Source organism: Lysinibacillus sp. NPDC097195 (assembly GCF_044762075.1).
Classification (GTDB): Bacteria; Bacillota; Bacilli; order Bacillales_A; family Planococcaceae; genus Lysinibacillus.
The window spans coordinates 307,269-331,798 of the sequence record NZ_JBIWDP010000002.1 but is presented as its reverse complement, the minus strand read 5'-3'; the positions used below and the strand labels follow the sequence as shown (position 1 = coordinate 331,798).

30 protein-coding genes and 1 pseudogene are annotated in these 24,530 nt (G+C 39.3%); 11 read left to right on the top strand and 20 right to left on the bottom strand.

The genetic code is table 11. The features are described from left to right. Positions 1 to 104 precede the first annotated feature (104 nt). The 4 genes from ACIQXI_RS15150 to ACIQXI_RS15135 are packed head-to-tail and all read left to right on the top strand — an operon-like array spanning position 105 to position 3,974. Positions 105 to 1,157, top strand: coding sequence for a sulfate ABC transporter substrate-binding protein (locus ACIQXI_RS15150; protein WP_402926438.1), 1,053 nt, complete (start codon positions 105 to 107; stop codon positions 1,155 to 1,157). Positions 1,158 to 1,169: 12 nt separating this feature from the next. After that, positions 1,170 to 2,003, top strand: a complete 834-nt coding sequence (cysT, locus tag ACIQXI_RS15145) for a sulfate ABC transporter permease subunit CysT (protein WP_402926437.1) — start codon at positions 1,170 to 1,172, stop codon at positions 2,001 to 2,003. A gap of 9 nt (positions 2,004 to 2,012) precedes the next feature. Continuing rightward, entirely contained in the window at positions 2,013 to 2,888 is an 876-nt protein-coding gene (gene cysW, locus ACIQXI_RS15140) for a sulfate ABC transporter permease subunit CysW (RefSeq protein WP_402926435.1), read from the top strand. A gap of 15 nt (positions 2,889 to 2,903) precedes the next feature. Further along, on the top strand, positions 2,904 to 3,974 hold the full coding sequence (locus ACIQXI_RS15135; protein ID WP_402926433.1) for a sulfate/molybdate ABC transporter ATP-binding protein: 1,071 nt from the start codon (positions 2,904 to 2,906) through the stop codon (positions 3,972 to 3,974). Positions 3,975 to 4,445: 471 nt separating this feature from the next. Here the strand turns inward: ACIQXI_RS15135 and cysI are convergent, their stop codons facing one another. The 7 genes from cysI to ACIQXI_RS15100 all read right to left on the bottom strand — a co-directional run bounded on the left by cysI (position 4,446) and on the right by ACIQXI_RS15100 (position 11,751). After that, positions 4,446 to 6,164 (bottom strand): assimilatory sulfite reductase (NADPH) hemoprotein subunit, encoded by a 1,719-nt coding sequence (cysI, locus tag ACIQXI_RS15130; protein WP_402926431.1) that lies wholly within the window; start codon positions 6,162 to 6,164, stop codon positions 4,446 to 4,448. A 16-nt stretch (positions 6,165 to 6,180) separates the two neighbouring features. After that, complete coding sequence (locus ACIQXI_RS15125; protein ID WP_402926429.1) at positions 6,181 to 7,968, bottom strand: assimilatory sulfite reductase (NADPH) flavoprotein subunit; 1,788 nt, start codon at positions 7,966 to 7,968, stop codon at positions 6,181 to 6,183. 30 nt (positions 7,969 to 7,998) lie between these two features. Beyond that, entirely contained in the window at positions 7,999 to 8,148 is a 150-nt protein-coding gene (locus ACIQXI_RS15120) for a DUF2292 domain-containing protein (RefSeq protein WP_402926427.1), read from the bottom strand. Continuing rightward, the gene (locus tag ACIQXI_RS15115) at positions 8,148 to 8,897 is read right to left on the bottom strand and encodes a sirohydrochlorin chelatase (protein ID WP_402926425.1); all 750 of its coding nucleotides are present in this window, start codon (positions 8,895 to 8,897) and stop codon (positions 8,148 to 8,150) included. Before ACIQXI_RS15115 ends, ACIQXI_RS15120 begins: the two co-directional genes overlap by 1 nt. Positions 8,898 to 8,909: 12 nt before the next feature. Next, a complete protein-coding gene (gene cobA, locus ACIQXI_RS15110) occupies positions 8,910 to 9,686 on the bottom strand; it encodes a uroporphyrinogen-III C-methyltransferase (RefSeq protein ID WP_402926422.1) in 777 nt (258 codons plus the stop codon). Between the two features lie 280 nt (positions 9,687 to 9,966). Continuing rightward, complete coding sequence (locus ACIQXI_RS15105) at positions 9,967 to 10,173, bottom strand: uroporphyrin-III methyltransferase (protein WP_402926419.1); 207 nt, start codon at positions 10,171 to 10,173, stop codon at positions 9,967 to 9,969. Positions 10,174 to 10,242: 69 nt separating this feature from the next. Next, positions 10,243 to 11,751, bottom strand: coding sequence for a leucyl aminopeptidase (locus tag ACIQXI_RS15100; RefSeq protein WP_402926416.1), 1,509 nt, complete (start codon positions 11,749 to 11,751; stop codon positions 10,243 to 10,245). A 124-nt stretch (positions 11,752 to 11,875) separates the two neighbouring features. Here ACIQXI_RS15100 and ACIQXI_RS15095 point away from each other — a divergent pair, with 124 nt between their 5' ends. Beyond that, positions 11,876 to 12,358, top strand: coding sequence for a divergent PAP2 family protein (locus ACIQXI_RS15095; RefSeq protein ID WP_402926414.1), 483 nt, complete (start codon positions 11,876 to 11,878; stop codon positions 12,356 to 12,358). 52 nt (positions 12,359 to 12,410) lie between these two features. On the opposite strand, the gene ACIQXI_RS15090 is transcribed toward ACIQXI_RS15095, so the two are convergent. From ACIQXI_RS15090 to ACIQXI_RS15080, 3 genes are all read right to left on the bottom strand, one after another. Continuing rightward, the gene (locus ACIQXI_RS15090; RefSeq protein WP_402926412.1) at positions 12,411 to 12,740 is read right to left on the bottom strand and encodes a YuiB family protein; all 330 of its coding nucleotides are present in this window, start codon (positions 12,738 to 12,740) and stop codon (positions 12,411 to 12,413) included. Between the two features lie 138 nt (positions 12,741 to 12,878). Further along, positions 12,879 to 13,376 carry an NUDIX hydrolase gene (locus ACIQXI_RS15085; protein WP_402926409.1) on the bottom strand — a complete coding sequence of 166 codons (498 nt, stop codon included), beginning with the start codon at positions 13,374 to 13,376 and terminating at the stop codon, positions 12,879 to 12,881. A 339-nt stretch (positions 13,377 to 13,715) separates the two neighbouring features. After that, complete coding sequence (locus tag ACIQXI_RS15080) at positions 13,716 to 14,168, bottom strand: MarR family winged helix-turn-helix transcriptional regulator (RefSeq protein WP_402926517.1); 453 nt, start codon at positions 14,166 to 14,168, stop codon at positions 13,716 to 13,718. A 135-nt stretch (positions 14,169 to 14,303) separates the two neighbouring features. Between ACIQXI_RS15080 and ACIQXI_RS15075 the strand changes: the two genes are divergently transcribed. From ACIQXI_RS15075 to ACIQXI_RS15050, 6 genes are all read left to right on the top strand, one after another. Beyond that, positions 14,304 to 14,795: a CarD family transcriptional regulator gene (locus tag ACIQXI_RS15075; protein WP_402926406.1), complete on the top strand. Its 492-nt coding sequence runs from the start codon at positions 14,304 to 14,306 to the stop codon at positions 14,793 to 14,795. A gap of 173 nt (positions 14,796 to 14,968) precedes the next feature. After that, the gene (locus ACIQXI_RS15070) at positions 14,969 to 15,352 is read left to right on the top strand and encodes a DUF5412 family protein (RefSeq protein WP_402926403.1); all 384 of its coding nucleotides are present in this window, start codon (positions 14,969 to 14,971) and stop codon (positions 15,350 to 15,352) included. 47 nt (positions 15,353 to 15,399) lie between these two features. Beyond that, positions 15,400 to 15,948 carry a histidine phosphatase family protein gene (locus tag ACIQXI_RS15065; RefSeq protein ID WP_402926401.1) on the top strand — a complete coding sequence of 183 codons (549 nt, stop codon included), beginning with the start codon at positions 15,400 to 15,402 and terminating at the stop codon, positions 15,946 to 15,948. A gap of 38 nt (positions 15,949 to 15,986) precedes the next feature. Continuing rightward, positions 15,987 to 16,484, top strand: a complete 498-nt coding sequence (locus tag ACIQXI_RS15060) for a GNAT family N-acetyltransferase (RefSeq protein ID WP_402926398.1) — start codon at positions 15,987 to 15,989, stop codon at positions 16,482 to 16,484. Between the two features lie 54 nt (positions 16,485 to 16,538). Then, entirely contained in the window at positions 16,539 to 16,991 is a 453-nt protein-coding gene (locus tag ACIQXI_RS15055; protein ID WP_402926396.1) for an NUDIX hydrolase, read from the top strand. A 44-nt stretch (positions 16,992 to 17,035) separates the two neighbouring features. Then, positions 17,036 to 17,440, top strand: a complete 405-nt coding sequence (locus tag ACIQXI_RS15050; RefSeq protein ID WP_402926393.1) for a flavoprotein — start codon at positions 17,036 to 17,038, stop codon at positions 17,438 to 17,440. Positions 17,441 to 17,647: 207 nt separating this feature from the next. Here ACIQXI_RS15050 and ACIQXI_RS15045 read toward each other — a convergent pair. From ACIQXI_RS15045 to ACIQXI_RS15000, 10 genes and pseudogenes are all read right to left on the bottom strand, one after another. Then, positions 17,648 to 17,743 (bottom strand): annotated as a pseudogene (locus tag ACIQXI_RS15045) (iron-sulfur cluster assembly accessory protein); the annotation flags it as partial. Between the two features lie 152 nt (positions 17,744 to 17,895). Next, positions 17,896 to 18,261: a hypothetical protein gene (locus ACIQXI_RS15040; protein WP_402926390.1), complete on the bottom strand. Its 366-nt coding sequence runs from the start codon at positions 18,259 to 18,261 to the stop codon at positions 17,896 to 17,898. 400 nt (positions 18,262 to 18,661) lie between these two features. Then, positions 18,662 to 19,249, bottom strand: coding sequence for a recombinase family protein (locus ACIQXI_RS15035; protein WP_402926388.1), 588 nt, complete (start codon positions 19,247 to 19,249; stop codon positions 18,662 to 18,664). A 340-nt stretch (positions 19,250 to 19,589) separates the two neighbouring features. Continuing rightward, complete coding sequence (locus ACIQXI_RS15030) at positions 19,590 to 20,024, bottom strand: phBC6A51 family helix-turn-helix protein (RefSeq protein ID WP_402926387.1); 435 nt, start codon at positions 20,022 to 20,024, stop codon at positions 19,590 to 19,592. Beyond that, positions 20,018 to 20,491 carry a hypothetical protein gene (locus ACIQXI_RS15025; protein WP_402926385.1) on the bottom strand — a complete coding sequence of 158 codons (474 nt, stop codon included), beginning with the start codon at positions 20,489 to 20,491 and terminating at the stop codon, positions 20,018 to 20,020. The genes ACIQXI_RS15030 and ACIQXI_RS15025 overlap by 7 nt, the downstream gene beginning before the upstream one ends. 165 nt (positions 20,492 to 20,656) lie before the next feature. Further along, complete coding sequence (locus ACIQXI_RS15020; RefSeq protein ID WP_402926383.1) at positions 20,657 to 22,720, bottom strand: phage tail tape measure protein; 2,064 nt, start codon at positions 22,718 to 22,720, stop codon at positions 20,657 to 20,659. Between the two features lie 310 nt (positions 22,721 to 23,030). Further along, a complete protein-coding gene (locus ACIQXI_RS15015; protein ID WP_402926380.1) occupies positions 23,031 to 23,522 on the bottom strand; it encodes a hypothetical protein in 492 nt (163 codons plus the stop codon). Beyond that, positions 23,519 to 23,839 (bottom strand): hypothetical protein, encoded by a 321-nt coding sequence (locus ACIQXI_RS15010; RefSeq protein WP_402926378.1) that lies wholly within the window; start codon positions 23,837 to 23,839, stop codon positions 23,519 to 23,521. The genes ACIQXI_RS15015 and ACIQXI_RS15010 overlap by 4 nt, the downstream gene beginning before the upstream one ends. 71 nt (positions 23,840 to 23,910) lie before the next feature. Further along, complete coding sequence (locus ACIQXI_RS15005; protein WP_402926375.1) at positions 23,911 to 24,222, bottom strand: hypothetical protein; 312 nt, start codon at positions 24,220 to 24,222, stop codon at positions 23,911 to 23,913. A gap of 64 nt (positions 24,223 to 24,286) precedes the next feature. After that, positions 24,287 to 24,529, bottom strand: coding sequence for a hypothetical protein (locus tag ACIQXI_RS15000; RefSeq protein WP_402926373.1), 243 nt, complete (start codon positions 24,527 to 24,529; stop codon positions 24,287 to 24,289). Position 24,530: the final 1 nt, after the last annotated feature.

Below are 24,530 nucleotides of genomic sequence, written 5' to 3'. Positions count from 1 at the left end.
AAATAATGCTGATCAGAGGATCTGAAGGCCATCTTCTCACAATGTGTATACACACGTTGTGAGAGATGGTCTTTTGCGTTCTTTCGATGAAAGGGGAGTTTTTTATGAAAAAAGGCAAACATATTTTACAGCCATTACTACTGTTATGTGGATTAACCATTATGTTAATAGGCTGTAATAGTAAATCCACAGATAACGATACAATCACAGATGACACTAAAAAGCCTGTTGAATTATTGAATGTTTCTTATGATCCAACACGGGAGCTCTACGATGAATTTAATAAAGACTTTATCGCAAAGTGGAAAAACGACACAGGGCAAGATGTGAAGATTCATCAGTCACATGGTGGCTCTGGGAAACAAGGAAGAGCAGTTATTGATGGGCAAGAAGCCGATGTCGTGACATTAGCACTTGCCTACGATATTGATGAAATTGCACAAGCTCGTGATTTACTAAACAAAGACTGGCAAACGGAATTTGACAATAATTCTACACCCTACACCTCTACCATTGTTTTTTTAGTACGAAAAGGCAACCCAAAGGGAATACAAGATTGGCGTGATTTAATAAAGGACGATGTTTCGGTTATCACACCTAACCCAAAAACTTCAGGCGGTGCACGTTGGAACTACTTAGCTGCATGGGGCTATGCAGCTAAGATGTATAACAATGACGACAAACAAATAAAGGCTTTTATGAAGGCATTGTATAGCAATGTAGAAGTACTTGATTCTGGCGCACGAGGCGCAACGACTACCTTCGTTGAACGAAAAATAGGTGATGTGTTAATCGCTTGGGAAAATGAAGCTTATTTATCACGCAATGAATTAGGGGAAGATGAATTTGAAATTGTTACCCCTTCATTAAGTATTCTAGCAGAGCCCCCAGTCGCAGTGGTGGACAAAATTGTAGATAAAAAAGGGACGCGTAAAGTGGCAGAAGCATATTTACAACATTTATATAGCGATATTGGGCAAGAAATTGCAGCTAAAAACTACTATCGACCACGTAATGAAGAAATATTAGCAAAATATCAAGACCAATTTCCAAAGCTCGAGCTTATTACAATTGAAGACTTTGGTGGTTGGGCAGAAGCACAAGCTAAGCACTTTAAGGACGGTGGCACATTCGATGAAATTTATATTCCACAATAAAGGGGGCATCTAATGACTAGCTTACCATTTAACAAAAAGCCGGCGCGTGTTATTCCCGGCTTCCATCTTACTCTAGGTTATACAATGCTCTATGTTAGTTTGCTTGTGCTCTTACCGTTAGCCATGATTTTTATTCAAACAATGTCATTATCTTGGGCTGAGTTTAGCAATATTGTCACCGATCCTCGTGCAGTTGCCTCCTACAAGCTAAGCTTTGGCACTGCGCTTGCTGCAGGTTTACTGAATGTCGTCTTTGGCACTATTATTGCTTGGGTGCTTGTGCGTTACCATTTTCCGTTCAAGCGCATTATTGACGGTCTTGTCGATTTACCATTTGCCTTACCTACTGCTGTAGCTGGTATTGCGTTAACTTCCCTCTATGCACCGAATGGCTGGATTGGGCAATTTTTTAATTTTAAAATTGCTTTTACACCATTAGGCATCATTATTGCCCTAACTTTTATTGGTCTTCCGTTTGTAGTGCGTACGGTGCAGCCCGTTTTACAAAATATAAGTGCGGAAGTGGAAGAAGCTTCTGCAAGTCTTGGAGCCACACGTTTGCAAACTGTCATTAAAATCATTTTACCTGAACTGCTACCGGCTATTTTAACAGGCTTCTCATTAGCATTTGCACGTGCCTTAGGGGAATATGGATCGGTTGTCTTTATCGCAGGCAATATGCCGATGAAGACGGAAATTACACCGTTAATTATTATGACAAAGCTTGAACAATATGACTATGCAGGGGCTACGTCTATTGCGGCTGTCATGCTTATTACATCCTTTGTCTTATTGTTCACCATCAATTTAATACAGTGGCTGGCAAATCGTCGCTTTGTACATTAGGAGGTATGTATGGAACAGTCTACGCTTATCGAACCTATTGCTCCTCAAACACCCATTGTAGCAGCACAGCCTGCTGCCTTGCAGGAGCCCCGTTTCATTCGTTATCTATTAACATTTATTGCGCTCGCATTTTTAGCATTTTTTATCGTGCTTCCCCTTGTCTCCATTTTTATAACAGCCTTTCAAAAAGGCGCAGATGTTTATGTTGCAGCGATTACTCATCCAGATGCTTTAGCTGCTATTCGGTTGACCTTAACAGTAATAGCGATTGTCGTTCCTTTAAACGCCATTTTCGGCATTATGGCGGCTTGGGCATTAACGAAATTCAACTATAAGGGAAAAAATCTACTATTAACAGTAATTGACCTACCCTTTGCTGTATCGCCCGTTATCGCAGGTTTAGTGTTTATCTTGCTTTTCGGGGCACAAGGGCTATTTGGAGAATGGCTTTTTGCCAATGATATTAAAATTGTTTTCGCTTTGCCAGGCATTGTGCTTGCTACTATTTTTGTCACTCTGCCCTTTGTTGCACGTGAGCTTATCCCGTTAATGCAGGCCCAAGGGATATCTGAAGAAGAAGCTTCTATTTCTCTTGGTGCTAATGGCTTTAAAACCTTTTTCTACGTCACATTGCCCAACATTAAATGGGGATTATTTTATGGTTTGATTTTATGTAATGCGCGTGCCATAGGCGAATTCGGCGCAGTTTCTGTTGTTTCGGGTCATATTCGAGGCATGACAAATACGATGCCGCTGCACATTGAAATTTTATACAATGAATATCAATTTTCAGCAGCCTTTGCTGTTGCGTCATTAATGAGTGTGCTCGCTATTGTCACTCTTATTATAAAAGATATTGTTGCTTGGAAATCAAAATCACTATAAAGGAGGAATACTTGCTTGAGTATTCAAATTAAAAATATCTCAAAAAAATTCGGTTCCTTTCAAGCTTTACAAGACATATCTATCGATATCCAATCAGGTGAATTGGTAGCGCTACTTGGTCCTTCTGGCTCTGGCAAAACGTCATTACTGCGTGTCATTGCAGGTCTCGAAGCATCCGATGTTGGCGAAATTTTATTTGACGGTCAAACGATTACTAATCGTCATCCAAAGGAACGCAATGTAGGCTTTGTGTTCCAGCACTATGCACTTTTCCGTCATATGACTGTCTTTGATAATGTCGCTTATGGACTTAAAGTACGGCCACGTAAAACACGACCATCTAAAGCAGAAATAACAGAGAAAGTAATGACGTTACTGCAACTAGTTAAACTAGAGAACTTCGCGGATCGTTATCCAACACAGCTATCTGGTGGGCAACGGCAACGTGTCGCCCTCGCTCGTGCCCTTGCTGTCGAACCGAAAGTACTTTTGTTAGATGAACCATTCGGGGCACTTGATGCAAAAGTGCGTAAGGAATTACGGCGATGGTTACGGAAGTTGCATGATGATTTTCATATAACGAGTATATTCGTAACGCATGACCAAGAGGAAGCACTCGATGTGGCGGATCGTATTGTCGTTATGAACAACGGTAAAATAGAACAAATTGGTAGTCCAGATGAAGTTTACACTAATCCTAAAAGCCCATTCGTTTATGATTTCTTAGGTAATGTCAATCTTTTCAGAGGGCGTTTATATAATGGAAAGCTGACACATGGCGAATTTACCATTGATGTACCAGACACACAGGCGCATTCGCAGGACGATGCTGTAGGATATGTTCGACCACATGATATACAAATTGAAAAAACAGCAGTGCCTGGCACTGTTGCTGCTCAAATAAGCCATATCCATTTGCTAGGACCCATTGTCCAAATTGAACTGCGCCGTCTTGATATCGATGAATTTTTAGAGGCAGAGCTAACTAAAGATCAGTTGACAAAACTTCAATTAAAAGTAGGCGACAATGTGTTTGTAAAACCAAAGCAATTAAAAGTATTTATCCCAGATGATTTTTCTATTTAAAATACTAATAAAAAGAGAAAAGAGTTAGATTGATGGCCATCAATCTAACTCTTTTTTTCTATGTCGTTGCTGTCCGCTTCGGCGGTGCTTTCCGCGGGCACACCGTAAGTCGCAACCCTCGCTAGCGCGCGGGCCGTTGCGTCTTACAATGTGTGCTGTTCCCGCAGGAGTCACCGCCTTCGCTACCATCATCTAGTGCTCACTCCTATTTTTTTATTATTGCAAAGGTATAAGGAGCTAAAGCTTCATTTTTCTTTCAAAGGGAAAAGCCATCAATTAACTCTACTTTTCTATGTCTTTGCTTTCCGCTTCGGCGGTGCTTTCCGCGGGCACACCGTAAGCCGCAACCCTCGCTAGCGCGAGAATGCCTGTGTCTTATACAGCTTGCTGTTTCCACAGTAGTCTACGCGGAATTTTACTTGATTATTAAATGTAAGAATTCAGAATCGTTCCAGTGCCTGGCACCGTCTTTTAGTTATGAAATTCGCGTCCATCAAAGACAGCTGTTACATAGCCTGCACGAATAACAAAGTCGCCGAAATGCTCCCCTTCTAAACGATCCTTTGCGTAGTGCAGTAATATTGGACGTAGCTCTGCTAAAATTTCTTCTTCTCCAATATTTTCACGATAAATTTTATTTAAACGATTGCCCGTAAAGCTTGCGCCAAGATATAAGTTGTATTTTCCTGGTCCTTTGCCGATAAAGCCGATTTCACCCATTGCGGCACGTGAGCAACCATTTGGGCAGCCCGACATACGAATAACAATTTCAGTATCATGTAAACCCGCTTCATCGATAATCGTATCAATTTTTGTAATGAGTGAAGGTAAGTAACGCTCCGCCTCAGCCATTGCTAAGCCACAAGTTGGCAACGATACACAAGCAATGGAATTGCGGCGTAACGCTGAGTAATGTGCGCCATCTGTTAGCTTATACTGTTCAATAAGCGCAGTAATTTGACCTTTGTTCTGTTGCGTTACATTGCTAATCATTAAGTTTTGATTGGGTGTTAAACGAAAATCTCCCGTATGCACTTTAGCAATTTCTCGTAAACCCGTTAAAAGTTCATAATCCTCAAAATCTTTTATGCGCCCATTTTGAATAAATAATGTGTAATGCCATTTGCCCTCAGTACCTTTAATCCAGCCAAACTCATCACCAGTACGTTCAAATGTATATGGACGCTCCTCTTGCAGCTCCCATCCTAAACGGCGATGTAATTCTACTTTAAACCAGTCGAGCCCTCGCGCATCAATGGTATATTTAAAACGTGCATTTTTACGCACTGAACGATTGCCATAATCACGCTGTATCGTAATAATTTTCTCTGCTGTTTCCAGCAATTTATCAGGTGTTATAAAGCCTATAATACGAGCAAGCTGTGGATATGTTTCCTGGTCACCATGTGTCATCCCCATGCCTCCACCAACGGCTACGTTAAAGCCTATTAGCTGACCTTCTTCAACAATGGCAATAAAACCAATATCTTGAGAAAAGACATCGACATCATTACTCGGGGGTATGGCCATGCCTATTTTAAATTTACGTGGTAAATATTGCGCACCGTAAATAGGCTCAATTTCTTCCTCTTGGCTATCCACTACTTTTTCACCATCAAGCCATAACTCGTGATAAGCACGTGTCCTTGGCAATAAATGCTCACTTAACTTTGCTGACCAGTTGTAAATCTCTTCATGTAATGCCGATTGGTTTGGATTGACATTACACATTACATTGCGGTTCACATCCCCACAGGCAGCAAGTGAATCTAACAATACTTCATTAATTTCTTGCATATATTTTTTGACATTCCATTTTAAAATACCATGTACTTGGAATGCTTGACGTGTCGTTAATTTTAATGAACCATTGCCGTATTTTCTAGCCATTTCATCCATGACAAGCCATTGAGCTGGTGTTGCTGCTCCACCAGGTGTGCGTACGCGCACCATAAACTGAAAGGCCGGTTCTAGCTTTTGACGTTGGCGCTCATTTCGCAAATCTCGATCATCCTGTAAGTAACTGCCATGGAATTTCATTAAACGGTTATCATCTTCTGGAATTCCCGAGCTTAATGGATCATTCATCGTCCGTTCAAGTGTTCCCCGTAAGTAATTACTATCGCTTTTAATGCGTTCTACATCACTAGGTGTTCCCGGTTGTGGGGGTAAAATTATTTTTCCAGTCATCTTTTTCGCTCCTTTACTAATAAACGTCTCGTTGATAGCGCTTATGTTGTTTTAACTCATTAATATAAGATTGCGCTTCCTCTTGTGTTTTGTGCCCTTGTTGCTCAATAATGCGCCGAATTGTTTGATCAACATCGGCTGCCATCGATTTTTCATCGCCACAGACGTAAATAACAGCCCCTTGCTCCAGCCATTGATAAAACATCTGTGCTTTTTCTTCGATTTTATGTTGGACATATATTTTTTTCTCCGTATCACGAGAGAAGGCAACATCCATTTGTGTTAATGTGCCTGCAGCAAGCCAACGCTGCCAATCCGTTTGATAGAGGAAATCTGTCATAAAATGCTGATCGCCAAAAATTAACCACGATTTGCCCGTTATCCCTAATTCCTCTCGCTCCTCTAAAAAGGCCCGATATGGCGCAACACCTGTGCCAGCCCCAATCATAATAATTGGCGTGTCAACTTGCTCTGGCAATCTGAAGTTCGGATTTTTATGAACATAAATCGGTATCGTATCACCTACTTGTATGCGCTCTGCAATGCTACCCGAACACACGCCCAAACGCAGTCGACCATTCGTTTCATAGCTTACTTTGCCAATTGTTAAATGGACCTCATCGCTATTGGCTAATTGGCTACTTGCAATGGAATAAAGTCTAGCTGGTATTTTACGTAGCAGTGCTACAAACTGTTGTGCATCCCAAGTAAAAGGACCAAAATCTTCAGCAATATCAAGTAAATCTCTTCCTCGTGCATAGTCTTTCCAAGCTGACGCACTGTCACATAGTTCAGCAAATTTCGGATGCACTGTAAATGCACTAATCTTTTGTAAAAGAGGTTTCGATAAAACCGTTATTTCTACCTTTTTTAAAAGAGCATCTTTTAATGGCATCGCTTCATCCAATACCGTTACTTGTGCTTGCGGATTAAACTGTAATGCTGTTATTAGTGCATTGACTAACTGTTCGTCATTCTCTGGGAGTATGCCAATACTATCTCCAGGCTCAAATGCCAAATTAGCCCCTTCAATCGACAACTCGATATGGCGCGTTTCCTTATTAGAACCGCGACCATTTAAATTAATGTTTTCTAATACTTCAGCGTAATACGGATTTTTACGGGTATATGTAGCCTCTCCTTCTGTTATTGGCTTAGTATTCGAAATCGTTACCGGAGCTGTATGTTGTAATAATGCCTGTTGCACCGCTGTAAACCATTGTGCAGCAGCATCGTCGTAATCGACATCACAGTCTGTACGTGGCACAATACGCGTTGCGCCTAGCTTTTCAAATTGCGCGTCAAAATCTTGACCAGTTTTACAGAAAAATTCATACGAACTATCACCTAATGCCAATACCGAAAAATGCAAATGCTCTAAGTTAGGTGCACGTTTACTGTGCAAAAATTCATAAAATTGGATTGCTTGATCGGGTGGTTCCCCTTCACCATGTGTACTAACTACGAGCAATAAATTCGTTATTTTCTTTAAATTATTCGGCTTAAACTTTGCTAAAGATGTAACTGTTACATCCACATCATTTGCTTGCAATGCTATTGCATATTTTTCAGCTAAGCTTTGACTATTTCCTGTTTGGGACCCATATAACAATGTGACCGTTTTCGTTGTTGGTACAACGGGGACTTTTGTTTCTTCTACTGCCTTTGTATCGTTAGCTGCTAACGGTGCACTTAAGTAACCGCTCAACCAAATTTTTTGTTCTCTTGTTATGTTAGGTAGAAGCGCATTTAATAGCTTTACCTGTTCCTCATTAAAAGGACTATTCATGACTTGTAAATTCAAACTATGCCACCTCGCGTATCATTTTAATCATTATCGAAGACGTATTTTTTCTTTTTTCTCGATTTGTACTACGTAATAATTTTGTACAACTAAAGTAATCGAGCCATGGTTTACTGTCGTTAAAATTTGTCGGACATTATCTAATGCTAGATTGATATTTTCTTTTCTCTTATCTACCATTACGAAAAACACCCTTCCTCCAAATAATTTGGTTGTACTAATGTAGCAATACGTTCCACTAATACTTTTCTGACATTATCGTCGTATCCCAAGCTATTACATAAAATCATGTTGTTTACTTCATAACCTTGCAAACGCTTGGCAATGCTTTGACGTAAAATGCCCGTAAACAATAAATACGGCACGATAAACACACGATGACTGTTATCTTTCCTATGCTGTAGCCAGTCTTCCAAACTCGGACCTGCGCCATATAAAAAGCACGTTTCGACTGCTGAATAACCGTATTTTTCACGTAATCTAAAGGCAATTTTAGCTAGATCTTCCTTAACTGCTGAATCACTACTACCACGTCCAATTAGTAATACGCTTGCATCGGTAGTCTGGTGCTCCGTTTCTAATATACGTGTTTGTAGTGTGTCAATTAATAGCTCATGTACGCCGAGTGGCTCACCATATGTAAAGCGTATTGCTGGATATTGGCTTCGTGCCTTGTCAATTTCCTCCGGAATATCGTGCTTTGCATGTTGAGCAGCTAATAACAAAATTGGCATGATGGCAATGGCTGTTGCTCCTTGCCGTACACAGTTGTCAATACCTTCAGCTATCGTTGGCTGTGCTAACTCTAAAAAACAAATTTCCTGAATCGGTAAATGAATGTCCTGTTGCACGCGCTGTAGAAATGCAACAGCTTGCTCCACGCCAGCTTTTACACGACTACCATGTGCTACATATAAAATTGCCTGCATCTCAACACTTCCTTATACTGAAATTTCTTTTAAAGGCATTTCAGGACAAGCCTCCTCAAACCATTGGATTTTTTCCCTTAATGTCACTACTTCGCCAATAACAATCATGCTCGGATTTTGAATATTTTCTTGCTGTACGACATTGACAATCGTACCTAATGTACCGACAACCGTTTTTTGTTGTGCACTCGTTCCCCAATGAATGACTGCGACAGGTGTCTGTTCGTCTCGGCCGTACTTCAATAACTGCTGTTGGATATAAGGCAAGTTGCCAACCCCCATATAAATGGCAAGCGTATCAATGCCTTTAGCTAAACTTTCCCATTGAATAACATCATCTTTGCCCTCTCGCATATGACCTGTGACCATCGCAAAGCTTGAACTCAAATCACGATGTGTCACGGGAATACCTGCATAGGCAGGTGCAGCTATACCTGAGGTGATGCCAGGAACGATTTCAAAAGGTATTTGGTGTTGCGCTAGTACCTCTGCTTCTTCCGCACCTCTACCAAATACGAATGGGTCACCTCCTTTTAACCTTGTGACAATAAACCCTTGTTGCGCATAGTGAACAAGGGAATGATTAATATGATCCTGAATCATGGCATGTCGATTCGGTAATTTCCCACAAAATATGAGCTTGGCACTTTTTTTCGCATACGCTAATAACTCCTTATTAATCAGTCTGTCGTATAAGATAACATCTGCTTGTTCAATACACCGTAAACCTCTTACTGTAATGAGATCAATATCACCTGGCCCGGCCCCCACTATGTAAACCTTCCCCACATCGTTTCACTCCCTTCTGTAGATAAAAAAAGAGACTCCCACTATCCATAGGCGTAAAAACCCTAGGAATAATAAGAGCCTCTAGTTAACTAGTCAGCTTCCATTTTTAATTCTTAGTAATATAATAAGAATAATAAATAATTTAGTATATTCTGTCAACCGTTGTTTTATTCATTTTTTAAGTTCTTAAAAAGAATCATCAATATAAGAATCAAAAATCCATTCTTCTAGAAACAAAAAAAAGCTAGGAGCACTTGCTCCTAGCTTTTTTTAATCGACTTTAATAAGGTCTACGATTCCACTGATATGGTCGACCTGGTCGGTAAGGTGGGTATGGTCGATAGTTTGGATAATACGGATAGTATGGATATCGGTTAAACTGTGACCCAAGAAAACCTCCTAATAACCCTCCAAAAAATGGTACACCTATTGGCCAAAAGAAGCCACCGCCACCAAAGCCTCCTGGATAACCTCCAAAATTTCGCATAGATAGGCTACCTCCCTTCTTCTCTATCGTATGAAGGGAGATACATATCCCGCGAGTCCTTTGCCTACTCTATTTTTCTTCACCTAAACGTTGCACAAAGTTTGCTAATGTACGTACCATAACACCTGTACCACCTTTTGGACCTAAATCATGTGCAGCAGCTGCATCCGATGTACCTGCTATATCTAAATGAATCCACGGTAAATCGCCTACGAATTCACCGACAAAGCCTCCACCAAAAATCATATGACCGTCGCGGCCAGGAGAGTTGTTTAAATCTGCAATATCCGATTTACGAATACGTTTTTTATCGCTTTCTGTTAACGGCATACGCCAAATAAATTCATCTGTTTCCTGTGCCGCTTCCAAAAAGCTAGCATAAAATGCATCGTTATTTGAAAGGACACCGGTCTTATCAAAGCCAAGTGCTGTAATTACACCACCTGTTAATGTGGCTACATCAATCAATGCTGTAGCCCCTTGCTGTTTAGCATATGTAGTTGCATCCGCTAATACTAAACGGCCTTCAGCATCTGTATTTAAAATTTCTACTGTTTTACCACTATATGTTGTAATCACATCATCTGGTTTAAAGGCAGTATCAGAAACCATATTATCCGTAGAACCAATAACGGCTATGACATTTTTATTAGGGCGTAATTCACCGATAATTTTCATAGCACCAAGCACCGCTGCAGCACCACCCATATCGCCCTTCATGCCAACCATTGAATCTTTAGGTTTTAATGAATAACCACCTGTATCATAGGTTACGCCTTTACCAACTAGACCAATTGGATCAGCGAAATCTTCAGTAGCTTTATATTTTAATGTAATAAGACGTGGTTCTTCATAAGAGCCTTGATTTACACTAAGAATACCGCCCATTCCAAGTTCCTCTAGCTGTGCTTTATTTAAAATTTCCACTTCAAAATCATAGTCGATTGCAAGAGACTGGGCATAATTCGCTAAGTCTGTCGCAGTTAATAGATTTGGAGGTAAATTAATTAAACTACGTGCTTCATTAACTGCCTCTGCATAAATAATACCGACTTCAAAGCTAGCCACCACTTTATCTAAATCTTCAGCTGTCGTCACTAAGTGTACAGCTTCTATACGTTTATCTACTTCATTTGAAGTTGTTTTATAGTGTGGAATTGTATAATAGCCAAGCGTTGTACCCTCACCCGCTAAAAAAGCAACATCATCTTCAGTTATTGCTTCTGTTGTAAATGATTCAAGCCAAATAGAATAGTCTTTTACTCTTAAAGCTTTTAGCTCTTTGCCGACTAAACCAAAGGCAGCACGCAAATCACCTTCTGTTAAGTTTTTACGCTCATCTAAGCCAACAAACAAAATTCGTTTTAAATTGGCATGGTCCTTTACAAATGGCAATTTCGTAATTGCTTTCAGTTCTGTTGATACATCCCCTGCACTTAGCCAAGCATTTAGAGACTCTCCATAAAAAGTCGAGAAACTTGCCCAATCTTGCATTTGTTCACGATGTTTTGTAACTCCTACCACTAATACTTCAGTAGAAATCGATTCAAATGTTTTTGCTTCTTTAACAATATGCATAATTATTCCTCCATTCAATATTTCCATTATACCTAACTTTCAAAAAAGCGCGTAATATTTAGCTATTCCTTCTTTTCGAAAATAATGAATGTTATAATAAAACCAATTATACGTGAAGGTTGTGATGCACTTGGCGATACTTCAAAATACCCCTCTACTCGTCGCCCTCTTTTCCGTTGTCTTTGCACAGTTTGTAAAAATTCCTATTCATTTTTTAATGACAAAACAAGTAAAGTGGGGACTGTTTACTTCGACTGGAGGTATGCCGAGCTCACACTCTGCTTCTGTTACAGGTTTAACAACATCAATCGCTTATGAAACAGGATTAGATTCACCTGTTTTTGCTATAGCCGCCATGTTTTCTTTTATTGTTATGTACGATGCAAGTGGAGTTCGTTTCCAAGCAGGGCAACATGCTGTTGTATTAAATCAACTGCGGAAAGATTTTCAAACATTGCTACGCGATATTAAAGATTGGCCGCAAATGGATGGTCAGGAAAAAATGGAAGAGCTGAAAACATTGCTTGGTCATAAACGTAGTGAGGTGTTTTTTGGAGCACTGACAGGTATTTTTATCGCCATTGTCACTTATCAATTCCTTCTATAAAAAAAAGAGTTGGTTCACATCCCCGAACCAGCTCCTTTTTGTCTTTGACATGTTAAAACATGCGGTATCCACTTTTTCGTAAATAAATCATAACAATTCCTGCGACAATTGCCCCTGCAAACCCTCCAGATAAAATAGCAATATCTACAACATGGAGTGCCTGAAATTTATCAAGCAATGCTGGGAAAGCTGTGCCTGGTTTAAAAAAATAATCTAAAAAGCTAACTTTATCGATAATAAAGACTACTACAATTGGATATATAACTGCCATTAACCACGTCATTCGCAGCAACATATTCAAAAGAAATCCGATACCAAAAAACATGACGAAAAATAACACAATTGAAATGATTAACTGCACAATTGAAACTGGACCATCCATGTATGTATAACCTCCGTTTTCCTCTCATTAGTTTACATGATTATGAGAGTGCTTTCAATGAACATATCCTTGATTTCGCATGTTCGTCATATTTTAGTAAAAAACCAACTTCTAGTAAAAGCCTCTATATTTCTTCCATTACTTTTTAAAGAACAAACGATAGGATGTGTATCCGAATATCTCTCCCGGATCGATGCCCTCAATCGCATCTAATTGATGTTGTTCAAATGGATTAGTTACCATTTCCTTTAACATCACTGATGTCATGTCATCTTGTGCCAGTTCACTGGGATACAGCCATTTTGCCTCTAATATTTCATTTTCTTGAATAAAAAGCTGCTGTTGTTCGTCCTTCATCTTACAATAAAAAATGGCCATGTTATCGCTAATTTCACCGCGAATAACACCTGTACGAAAGCCTATTAAGCCGGAGACATAGCAATCGATGCCCGTTTCCTCTTTCAATTCGCGTATCACTGCTTCATCCACTGTTTCCCCAGCATTCACAAAGCCTGCTGGTAATGACCAGCGCCCCTTTAAACCACTATAAGCCTTTTTTACAACGAGCCATTGCCCTTGTTCATTGACAGTACAACCCGCTACACCTAACCATACTTGCCCTCGATCTTTTTTCATATCCATTCACCTCTATATCCATATTATAGCTTTTTGCTTTCCGTTCTTAGAAGCATTAATTTGGGAAATGGAGAAGATTAAATGGCAACAATACTGTAGCCGTTGATTTCCGCTACGGGGACGCTTTACGTGGGCATAGTGTACGCCGCTATGCTGTTCAGGCATGAGTCACAGCCCTTCACTCCACTCAACTGAACACTGCGCTAGCACCGTTGCATTCTTTTTACGATCTCAAAAGAATAAAATAACAAAAGGAATCAAGAAGATCGTCTTGATTCCTTTTATCAAATTCTAAAGCAAAACAATAGTAGTTTCCATTCCAGTGTAAAACTACTCGATTTACGCATCTAAGCGCTCAATATCCCAATTCAGTTGTAATATATTTTTTAATTTCATTACTTGCTCTTCACCGATTGTGCGAACTAGTTGCTGCTCAATTTCTGCTTTATTACGCTCGTTTTGCTCATAGCAAACTACACCGAAATTCGTCATTCGGATTACTTTATGCTTTTTACTATGCTCAGCATTGCTCACCTCTACCAAGCCTTTTGCTTCTAAACTTTTAATAAACTTGTGTGTGGCTTGGCGAGAGAAATCAACAACTTTTGTTACCTCGGAAATAGTAGGTTGGTTTTTATATATTTTATTTAAAATATGCCATTCTGAATTCGATATATGGAGCGTATTATGTGTATTCCACTTCTCTTCAGCAAGTCGTCGAAGTATTTCATGACGTTCGCTCAACAAATCAATGACATCTAGATTTTGCAATTCGTCCTTCAACTCGTTCACCTTCATTCTGTAATTTTCGTAATTACTATACAAAAAAACGACTAAATCGTCAACTAAGTTGACAAAACACTTTTTATTGTTTACAATTAATTTAGTCAACCAAGTTGACAATAATGTTTGATGGAGGGAATATACATGTACAATGTTGGCGATGTAGTCATTTATTCATCACATGGACTTTGTTCGGTTGAGGATATTTGTGAACAAACCTTTAGCGACATTACGAAAACTTACTACGTTTTACAACCACTAAACGATTCAAAATTAACAATTCGTACCCCTATCGATAATGCCAAAAAACAGCTTCGAGATATTATAAAAAAGGACGATGCTTTAAAAATTTTACACTCCTTTACGTCTCCTGGTGTGGAATGGATTGAACAAAACACACACCGTATGAGATTTCACGTTGAAATTGTTAAAACCGGCGATCGCCAAAAACAAGCGAACCTCTTAAATACATTGCTCCGCAAAAAGCTAGAATATGAAGCAAACGAAAAAAAATTCCCAAATCAAGAAGAAAAATTATTGCACTCTTTACAAGAAACCATCTTTTCAGAATTCTCCGTTGCACTCAATAAACCTTCAGAAGAAATTTACGATGATGTTGTAGCAAAACTTAGCTAACATCTTTCAAAGTTACATAAAGAAGCCACAGGGATTATCAACGAGGCTTCTTTCTTTTTATCTACATTTTTCTTCCTTTAACCAATTCCCTTGCCATTTTATAATGCATTTGTATTATACTACTAAAAATTGTAAAATTAATAATATTCAGTCAAAAATAAAGGTTTGATAACATGAAAAAAATAGTTGCCATAGTCACTTGTCTAGTTGCTATAGCTATTGCCCTTTACGCTATGTATGATTTTCTCGTAGTGGAATTAGATGAGCTTTCCGCAGGAGAATTTCTCGCAGAATATCCGTCACCTAACAATGCCTATCGAGCAAAAGCCTATCTACTAGACGAAGGTGGCGCTACCGTCAGAGCCGCTATTAGAGTAGCAATAGATGATGGCAATAAAGCCAAAACAATCTATTGGAATTATGATGAAAGCACTGCCCATATTCACTGGTTAGATACAGAAACAATTGAAATTAATGGTCACCAATTAAATATTTTTAAGGATACATATCATTGGAAAAAAGACGCTGACTGGGAAAGTAACAGAGGTAAATACTGAAGATTTCATCCTCTGTCTCTCCCCTAATTGCTAGGAGGTACGTGATCATGACCGTCGTATATTTTGTCAGGCATGCACATTCTGTCTATTCAAATGATGAATATAATCGACCATTATCTGAAAAAGGCTTTCTTGACGCATACAACATCACACAGCGGTTTAAGCAAATAGACATTCATGCTATTTACTCAAGTCCTTATAAAAGAGCAATTCAAACGATTGAAGGGATTGCTAATATGAAAGGCTTACCTATTAAAACTATTGAGGCGTTAAAAGAGCGCACGCTAGGATTTATACAAGATAATGATTTTCACCAGGCGGTTAAAAAAGTTTGGCATTATCCCGAATTCTCATTTGAAAGTGGAGAATCCAATAATGCCGCCCAACAACGTGCAATCGAAGCATTTTTATTCTTACTCAACGACCATACGGACAAGCAAATTATTATTGCTACACACGGTAATATCCTAACACTTCTATTAAATTACTTTGACAACCACATTGGATACGAATTTTGGAAGGACCTACAAATGCCCGCAATTATTAAATGTGGTTTCCAAAACAATACGCTAATCCATATTTCAACAATTTCTTAAGCAAGGAAAAAAATAGCGAAAGAAGAGAGGTATAATAAATGATTAAAGTAAGAAAAGCTGTTTCCGGTGATGCAGAAAAAATCGTTAATGTGATGACAGATGCCGAGCAATCAGGATTTATGTTATTTGCTCCTCAAGAAAGAGCAGTGAATCCCGAAAAGTTTGCTAAATATATTGATGCAATTCATAGCAATGCGAAATCTGGTATTTTTATTGCATACGAAGGTGAACAAATAGTCGGTTATTTAATTGTTCAAAATGAAAAACCTCAGCGTATAGCGCATCGAGCGTACGTAGTGATTGGCATACATAGTAATTGGCGTGGTCAAGGCGTAGGTAAGGCCCTTTTCACGTATGTAATAGCATGGGCAAAACAAGTGGGCTTACACCGTTTAGATTTAACCGTTATTGCTTCAAATGATGTAGCCGTACATTTATATAAAAAAATGGGCTTTGAAATAGAGGGTGTTAAAAGGCATTCTTTATTGATTGATAACGATTTTGTAGATGAATATTATATGTCTCTTTTATTATAAGCAAAGCTAATCAGCTATCTGCTTTACACATACCAGTTGAAAGGCGGCAAATACATGGAGTATTTTAAATATCTTAGACAATATGTAGGTCATCAACCGATTATTTTGCCAGGTTCAGTGGTCATTATTTTAAACGATAATAATGAGGTATTACTGCAACAAAGACATGATGGCACTTGGGGATTACCTGGAGGCTTAATGGATTTAGGAGAGAGTTTTGAAGAAGTAGCCAAGCGTGAAGTTTTCGAAGAAACGGGATTACTTGTTGACAACTTAACATTATTAAATGTATTTTCAGGCTCTGACTATTATTTAAAAGTTGCCAATGGGGATGAGCTGTTTGCCGTAACGGCCGTTTATTTCACAAAGAATGTTACTGGAGAAATGCAAATCGACTACACTGAATCTGCAGGTCTGCAATATTTCAATTTTCATAATTTACCGCAGGAGCTTTCACCAGTTTATAGAGGTTTTATAGAGCCTTATGTAGATATATTAGTACTATGATTTATTATGTCGAGCAGTTTAAAGAATGTAACAGGAGGCTTTTCATGGACAACTCTTTTTCATTGTTTTTAGATACTTATTTAGACGTGTGGAGAACATCCTCCTTTGTTAACTTTAAAAAAATTATAGCACTAGAATATAAAGCAAGAGAAATAACCGCTGGTAAGATAGTAGACTTTGGTTACGAGGAATCTATAGAAGGATGGGAACAAGGTTTTCATTTTGCTAAAGAAAACACCGCTATATGGATAATAAAGGTAGTTTTGATTCTCCCTTTACGAGAACATGAAACGATGGCCATCATATCAGCTACTTTGTCTATTAATGGCAAAGCTTTAGAAACAGGCAATTTATTTTTTCAAACATTTAAAAAATACAATAACAATGATTGGAAATTAGTAAGAAGCTATATCGAAGCAGGCGTTAAGCTTGAAGAGACCAAATCGTGATATTGAAGACGATATATAATAAATTCCATTAGTACGATCGATGTTCGAATTAATGGCAAATCAACCATTATTGATAATGTAACAGTTATATAAAGAAGGTAATAAAGGAGATTGTAAATAGTATTGCGCAATCTCCTTTGTCGTACAAAAAAAACCTCTTAATTTGTCGCAACAGACAAATTAAAAGGCTTTATATCTTCATACTAATTATTCACAAACCTCAGGCGTACCTTCACGTGTTGCAGCTTTAAAGCTTGTGCCACAGCCGCAAGATGCAATTGCATTTGGATTATCGATGGTGAATTGAACGGTATACTATTCGGAAGCATGAACGCCTACTGTACGTACTTTTTATCGATATTTGAATACGACGTATTTTGCAATACCTACGTATTATTAAAATGATAGATTACTTTCTTACATTATATATGTATACGTACTAGAACCGCAAGTAACTATTTAATAGACCTCGCAGTTAATGTTGAAAGTAATGCATGTTGCTGTCTAATTACTTCATCTTTATAGGCGATTTCGCTTTCTAACATCGTACAATTTTCACAACTTGCATCTTGAACGTCTATATCGTAAAACTTTTTTATAGCATCTTTAGCTGCGTCTATAGTTAGAACACCTTCATCTGTCTTTTGTTTAACATACGATATCGCTTTTACTTCTAATTCATTAAATAAAACACTTTTTCCTTTAGTTTGAGTAAATGTATCGAGATAGAAATGAAACGGTGCTTTGTATCTGCCAATTGCAGCGATACTAACGCCTAACATTTTGGCCAGTTCTGTTTGATTAATTAGTTTTGAATCCATGAATTGTGTCCCTTTCTTTCGAAACACGCGCGCGGTATAGTCAGTAATTTCTCGTTAACAACACGAACTATACATCACCTAACAAAAATACGCAACCCTACGTAGCTCTAAGATTCTTGCGTCATTCTAGCTCAAAAAAATTACAAATTTCTCTCTCAATCAATTGGTGTTATTGGCGTGGTGTACATTTTCATTTTGCGTCGATTTTACGTTAATTAATTTACTACTTTTAAATATGTAGAAACTCCATCAAATTTTTTACCCTGAGAAATTAAAAATATTATGTAGAAGTCGTGAGCATCAGATGCGCGGGTTATAGCGGACGGGCTTGGGGCACCGCATTTTCAACGCAAAAAGAACGACCAACAAACGAGGCTTAATTCGTTCATTGATCGTTTTGTTATCGTTTTATTCCTTCGCGTTCAAGCAATCGATAAATTGTCCCTGTTCCAACTTTATAAGTCTTGCGAATATCTGCGATTGAAACGCCATTTTGATAATCATCAATTATTGCGTTGCGTCTTACTTCTTCTTCTCCGCCCTCGACTAACTTAGTTTTACGTCCTTTAAACTTTCCTTTTGATTTAGCGATTTCAATTCCTTCTGTTTGACGTTGCTTAATGAGCTTCCGTTCGTATTGAACAAGTCCGCTAAATATCGTGAAAATAAACTCACTCATAGGATTGTCGTCGGATAGGTCGAGCCAAGTATCGTTAATGGAGCGTAACCCAGCGCCCTTAGACTGTATGACGTCCACTAATTCAAGTAGGTCCTTCGTTGAACGCGACAGTCGGCTTAGTTCATGTATTACGATAATGTCGCCTTTTTGTAACTCCTCAAGCATGTTTTGTAACTCCGGTCTTACCATATCTTTACCGCTGACCTTCTCTGTATAAATACGTTCACACCCAGCCTGTTTAAGCGCCTTTAATTGTCTTGCGTCGTTCTGATCTTTCGAACTTACTCGAGCATATCCGATTAATGCCACACTATTACCGCCCTTCATTCGAATATTATTACTGCAATTATACTTTTAATTACGGTAATAGTCAAACGGTAATACAAGAATCGCAATACACCAACGTTTGCAAGTAGTCTAATTCATTACCGTATAAGTGTACTCTAACGGTAATAAGCAGATTCACGACTACATGTAAACATTAGCTGTTTATTTTGCGTCGAAACTGCGTCATATTGAACCGTGGAGATTTCAGACACCCTCGCGCGTCAGCCCTGTGTGCCCGATGATTTCGTGATTAATCGTGATATTCGGACATAAAAAAGAGGGACACACCCGAAGGCATGCCCGTTAATATTGCGTCATTTATTTATACCGTACCGCGTAATCGTTCAATATCGGCCTTAATTGCATCAACGTCAAGGACTTGTGTCTCTTGCGTAGTCTGTATGATTTCTCGTTTCTCCGTTAGCTTACCGATTAATTTATAGTACATCTCAAGCGCCTTTATAGACGCATTGCCATTATTAGAAGTACCGTTCACCAGGCGCATTAGCTGTGCGTCTGCTGCTGCTCTAGCGCTATCTAACTTTGTATCGCTGACTGTTGCTAAGTATCGTACAAAGTCGGTATTTTGTCGCCAGTGATAAAGCGTTGATGTATCAATGCCAAGTTCTTCCGCAATTTCTGCGTAAGTTTTCTTCTCTCCTTTTGGCGCATACTCCTTTTCTAGTAGTAATTCCGCCGCTCTTAATTGATTCGTCGATAGTTTAGCCTTTATTCCGTCTAGTGTTAGTTTCACCATTGTTTATATTCCTCCATTTTTTGCGTTAAGTATGCGTCATAGTCACCGCTGTAATCGAGAAGCTCCATTTCTTCTTCAAACGGACGATATGTTTCTTTTACGATTGATAGAATCGTAGCAGCACTCGCAATAGCGGACCCTGTACCACCTTGAATCGCTTGCTTTAAGTGATACGCAGTCATACCGCATGTACAAGCTAGTAATACGTCATGACACGTTCCTGCTACTTCGAATGCGTCTATCCACTCACGAAGTTTAGGTGTTTCATCTATATCAAAGTAGCGTCCTGTCTTAACAAGAATGCCGGCGTAACCTAATAGAAACTGATTCGCTTCACTCCTATATCGTTCGTATACCTCGTAAGCAAAGTAATCACTTGTGGGCGAAAAAGGTACATATTCGTCACCTAGTAACGCATCCAGTACTGCAAGTTCTTCCGTCAATTGTGCGTCAGTTCTAAAAGCCATCTAATCCCCTTCTTTCGTTGCATTAGAAAAGGCAAGCACCGCTGTAATAGCCGATGCCTGCCAGTTATATTAATACTATTTACGTAACGCTAATGCCGTTAGGATTGACGGGCAAGCGCATACGCTCCGCGTTATTGTTATACGATAACCAAAACTCTATTCCGCTCATCCTGTCACCCCTCTAAGTTCTAGAATACTGCCTACAATTTTATCTACGATTTGGTCTACATCCGCATCCTCGCGTACTACAATGCTGTCCGCAAGTTTAGCGATAGAAATGCTCGTTGAACCTTGCGTCGGAGTAGCGTTACTTCCGTTATTGTTCGTCATAGTATTATTTATCGTCGTGTTACTTACGCTACCTGGATCGTATTTAAAGTCGGATACTCCCGCGACTTGCATTTCTCCGCCCATAACTGCGTCGTATTGGTCAGCTTCGAATCGGTTAAGCACGCGTTCGCCAGCGTGAAGAATTGCGGAATAGTTATCGAATGGAATACGGTCGATACCGTTATAGTGCGAGCCATTCTTTTTGCCTCCGCCGAACACATTAGTCGCGAGATTCATTGCACTACTACCCATTTTACTAACCCAATCGGGTACTTGAACGCTCTTTAACATTCCCGCAAATTCGGATACTTTACCGGCAGCAAAACTGATCCATCCGCCAATTGTTTCGAATACGTTACCGATTCCTTCAATAACAGGGATTACTCTATTGATTGATTGTGTAAATCCACTCATTAGATATACAGCGAAAGGCGCTATGATTGCGTCCCATACTATCTGCAACATTCCAAAAGAGAACTTAATTGCTGCGCCAATATATTCGAGTATTGGTCCGACTATGTTCCATAATGCCGAAAATGCGGCGCTTATTAACGCGATAGCAGGAACGATTACTAAATTAAACGCCCATGTAGCAATTTCAGCAACGCGTTGTATGCTCGACCATACATTCGTTAAAATCGGCTCTAGTACGCTCCAAACTGCAGGGAAAACTTCCATTACGACACCTTGTACTTTAGCAAATGCGTTTTGTAGCGTTTCGAAAGATGGCCGTATCTGCTCGAACTTTTCTTTAATGAACGGAATGACTTCGCCTATTTGCGTCCTAATCGTCTGAACAAAACCAGCGAGTCTATCGTACATTCCTGGGGGCAATATCGAGGTCAACAAACCTTTTATTCCACCGTTTGCAAAGGCATCCTTTAATGTGGCGAATTTAGATGAAAGTCCGCTAATAAAACTATCTACTACTGACGCGATTTCCGGAGACAATCCTAATGCGGAAAGTAAATTTGTTGTTCCTCCACCAGTCACCATTGTACCTATTCCGCCGAATATTGCTTTTACCTTATCGAATGCAGCTTTTACACCGTATCCGAATTTACGAATTAGTCCGATTTGATCTTCCGTAAATCCTGCGCTTTTTAAAACGTCAATTGCGTATTTATGTTCTCCTGCAAAAATGAGTGATGTGCTTTTAAAGACGCTCTTAACCTTATCAAATGCATCTTTTAGAGAGTATCCAAACCTTAAAATAGGTCTTATCTGTTCTTCCTTAAATCCCGCATTTTCTAGTAGATTTCTTGCTGTAGCGTATCCTTTAAACCCATTTTTAAATATTTCCGATAAGGATTTGAAAGCACTACCAATACCATCTATTACTTTCTTAAACGTCTCACTCCGTTGATATAGTTGCTTAAATCCAAATACTAGTCCAGTAATGGCTCCGGCAATCATACCAATAGGCGACGCCAAGAATGCAATTGCAGCACCAATGCTCATAATCGTTTTAGCTACTAAGACAATTCCACCGACGGATAACCCAAACGTACCAACTATTTTCACAACTGACGCAATAGCCTCGCGCGTTGACCATATCTTTTTAGTAAAGTCGATCACCTTTTGCACACCATTTCCGATAACTGCGTCGATTTTTACGGCGAGTGCATCTAAATCCATCGAATCAAATTTAGCTACTATCCCTCCTAAGACATCACCTATCTTCGAGTTACCCATATTACCGATTTGCCGCATAAACTTTTCGACTCGCTCGTTAATTTGTGCCCAGTACCCGAGTGTTGTTGAACCCATTGCATCTACAGTTTTTTGAGTGATACCCATGCCGTCGAGCATTTTATTAAGTTCGCTTATTTGTTGTGGAATATCCATCTTTTTAATTTCATTTAGTTTACCTCTACTAAGACCGAACCGCTCGACCATTGACATGGCATCACCTTGCCAAAGCTCCTTGCTTTTTGTTACTCTAACCATTTGGCTAGGGTGTAGTCATTTCTGCTACACTCTCTACGCTTTCACGTAAAGAACAGACTATATCATTAGTATATCTCTCGACATACACGGTGGGGTTCTATTACATAGTCACCTATATAACAGTCGGATATTCCGATAGTCGTTGAGGGTGGCTTGGTTTTCGCCTTCCCTGCTGATTGACCAATCCTAACGATTTTTACACTTTGGTACGTTAGGCTCTAAGGTTCGTCCCAGCATATAACCCACTTTTAATGCCCCCTTAATTAAGGGCAAACGCTGCTCCAGCAGTCCCTTGACTCGGGTCAAGTACCATCAATCGCTCAATAATCGACCATGCCTTGCCTAAGTCATCGACGTTTTTAGTCATAGCAACTAACGTCTTGGACGAAGCTAGCATATCAGTAGAGTTTAAAAGTGGGGAATCTATTGCCATTTTATCAACTAATTTTAAATAAGCATTAGATGCTTGTTCATCATTAAATATCGCCTTTACAGCTACTTCGGATTGTTGGTATTGTGCCGCAGCACCAATCGTTGAGTTAAATGCCTTAACTGCTCCGGTTGCCCCCAAGTAAGCTCCTGCAACTCCCGCTATTTGTGTTTTTAATCCGCTTAGTTGATTGGCCTGGGCACCGATTGCCTTGGTTGCACTCGTAACACTCGATGTCATTCTACCTATCCGCGCAGAAATACTACGCATCGGACTTGAAATATCGTCTTTTAACGATAGACGGGCGACTAAATTCATCATTCAAGCACGCCCCTTAGACGGTGCACTATTCGATCCCCAGCTTTATACTCGCTAATCATACGTTTACGAGCGCTCTTGTCGCCTTTTGCATAATCAATACACTCATTTAGCGCGTTTAAGGTACGCAATGCGTAATATTTAAAGTCATTATCTAGTGCGACAATCTTTAGTAGAGGCACCTTATACGACTCCAACTTCGCAATAAAAATAGATGATACATTCCCTTTGTTGCGTTCAACTTCCAAAATGTGTTGTGATACTTCAACGATAAAATTATTTTGTTGCTGTAATTCCGCTGTCACTCTCATGTACATCATTCCTTTCCTTTTTTGCATATAAAAATGGCACAACGTCGATTAAAAACGTCATGCCTTGCGTAAAATTTGCGTTATTCATTTTTTAAACTGGCCGAGGTGATTGCAGGTGTATTGGTTACGGTTGATCGTACGTAAGCATTGTGTACATTCTTTGGTTCTTGCTGTCGTTCAAAAGCAGTCTTAATCGCAAAATATCGTTTGATTGCCTCGATACCTCGACATTCCGCGTCATTGTACGCCTGCGCTACTGTTTGTGCGTTAATTCCGACGTCTGATACATCAATTTCAGCAACATCAAATCCTTCGGGCAACTTCGCCTCTAAAAATCCATCGCCTTTAATTACTAGTGTTCCATCGCCTTTTGTTAACATGGAAAGTGTCATTTAATCTTCTCCATTCGTTTAATTTATTTTGAAAATAAAAAGCAAGCGAATATTACTCCGCCTGCTAGTCTGTTTCAGTTGATTCATTTTGTTGCTCCGCCTCACGTTTAATGTTTGCGTATAAAACCCGCGACTCCATTGAGCCGATTGCTTTTGCGGTTTGGAATGCGATTTGCACATCTTGCTGCTCAATTGTACCTTCTTGCAGTTTCTGCCTTAATCCTAATTCTACGATTCGATAGTTTATGCCTTTCCCCTTCGCTTGTTGTGCTAACAAGGCTTCTACATGTTCGTTATATTTACTCATT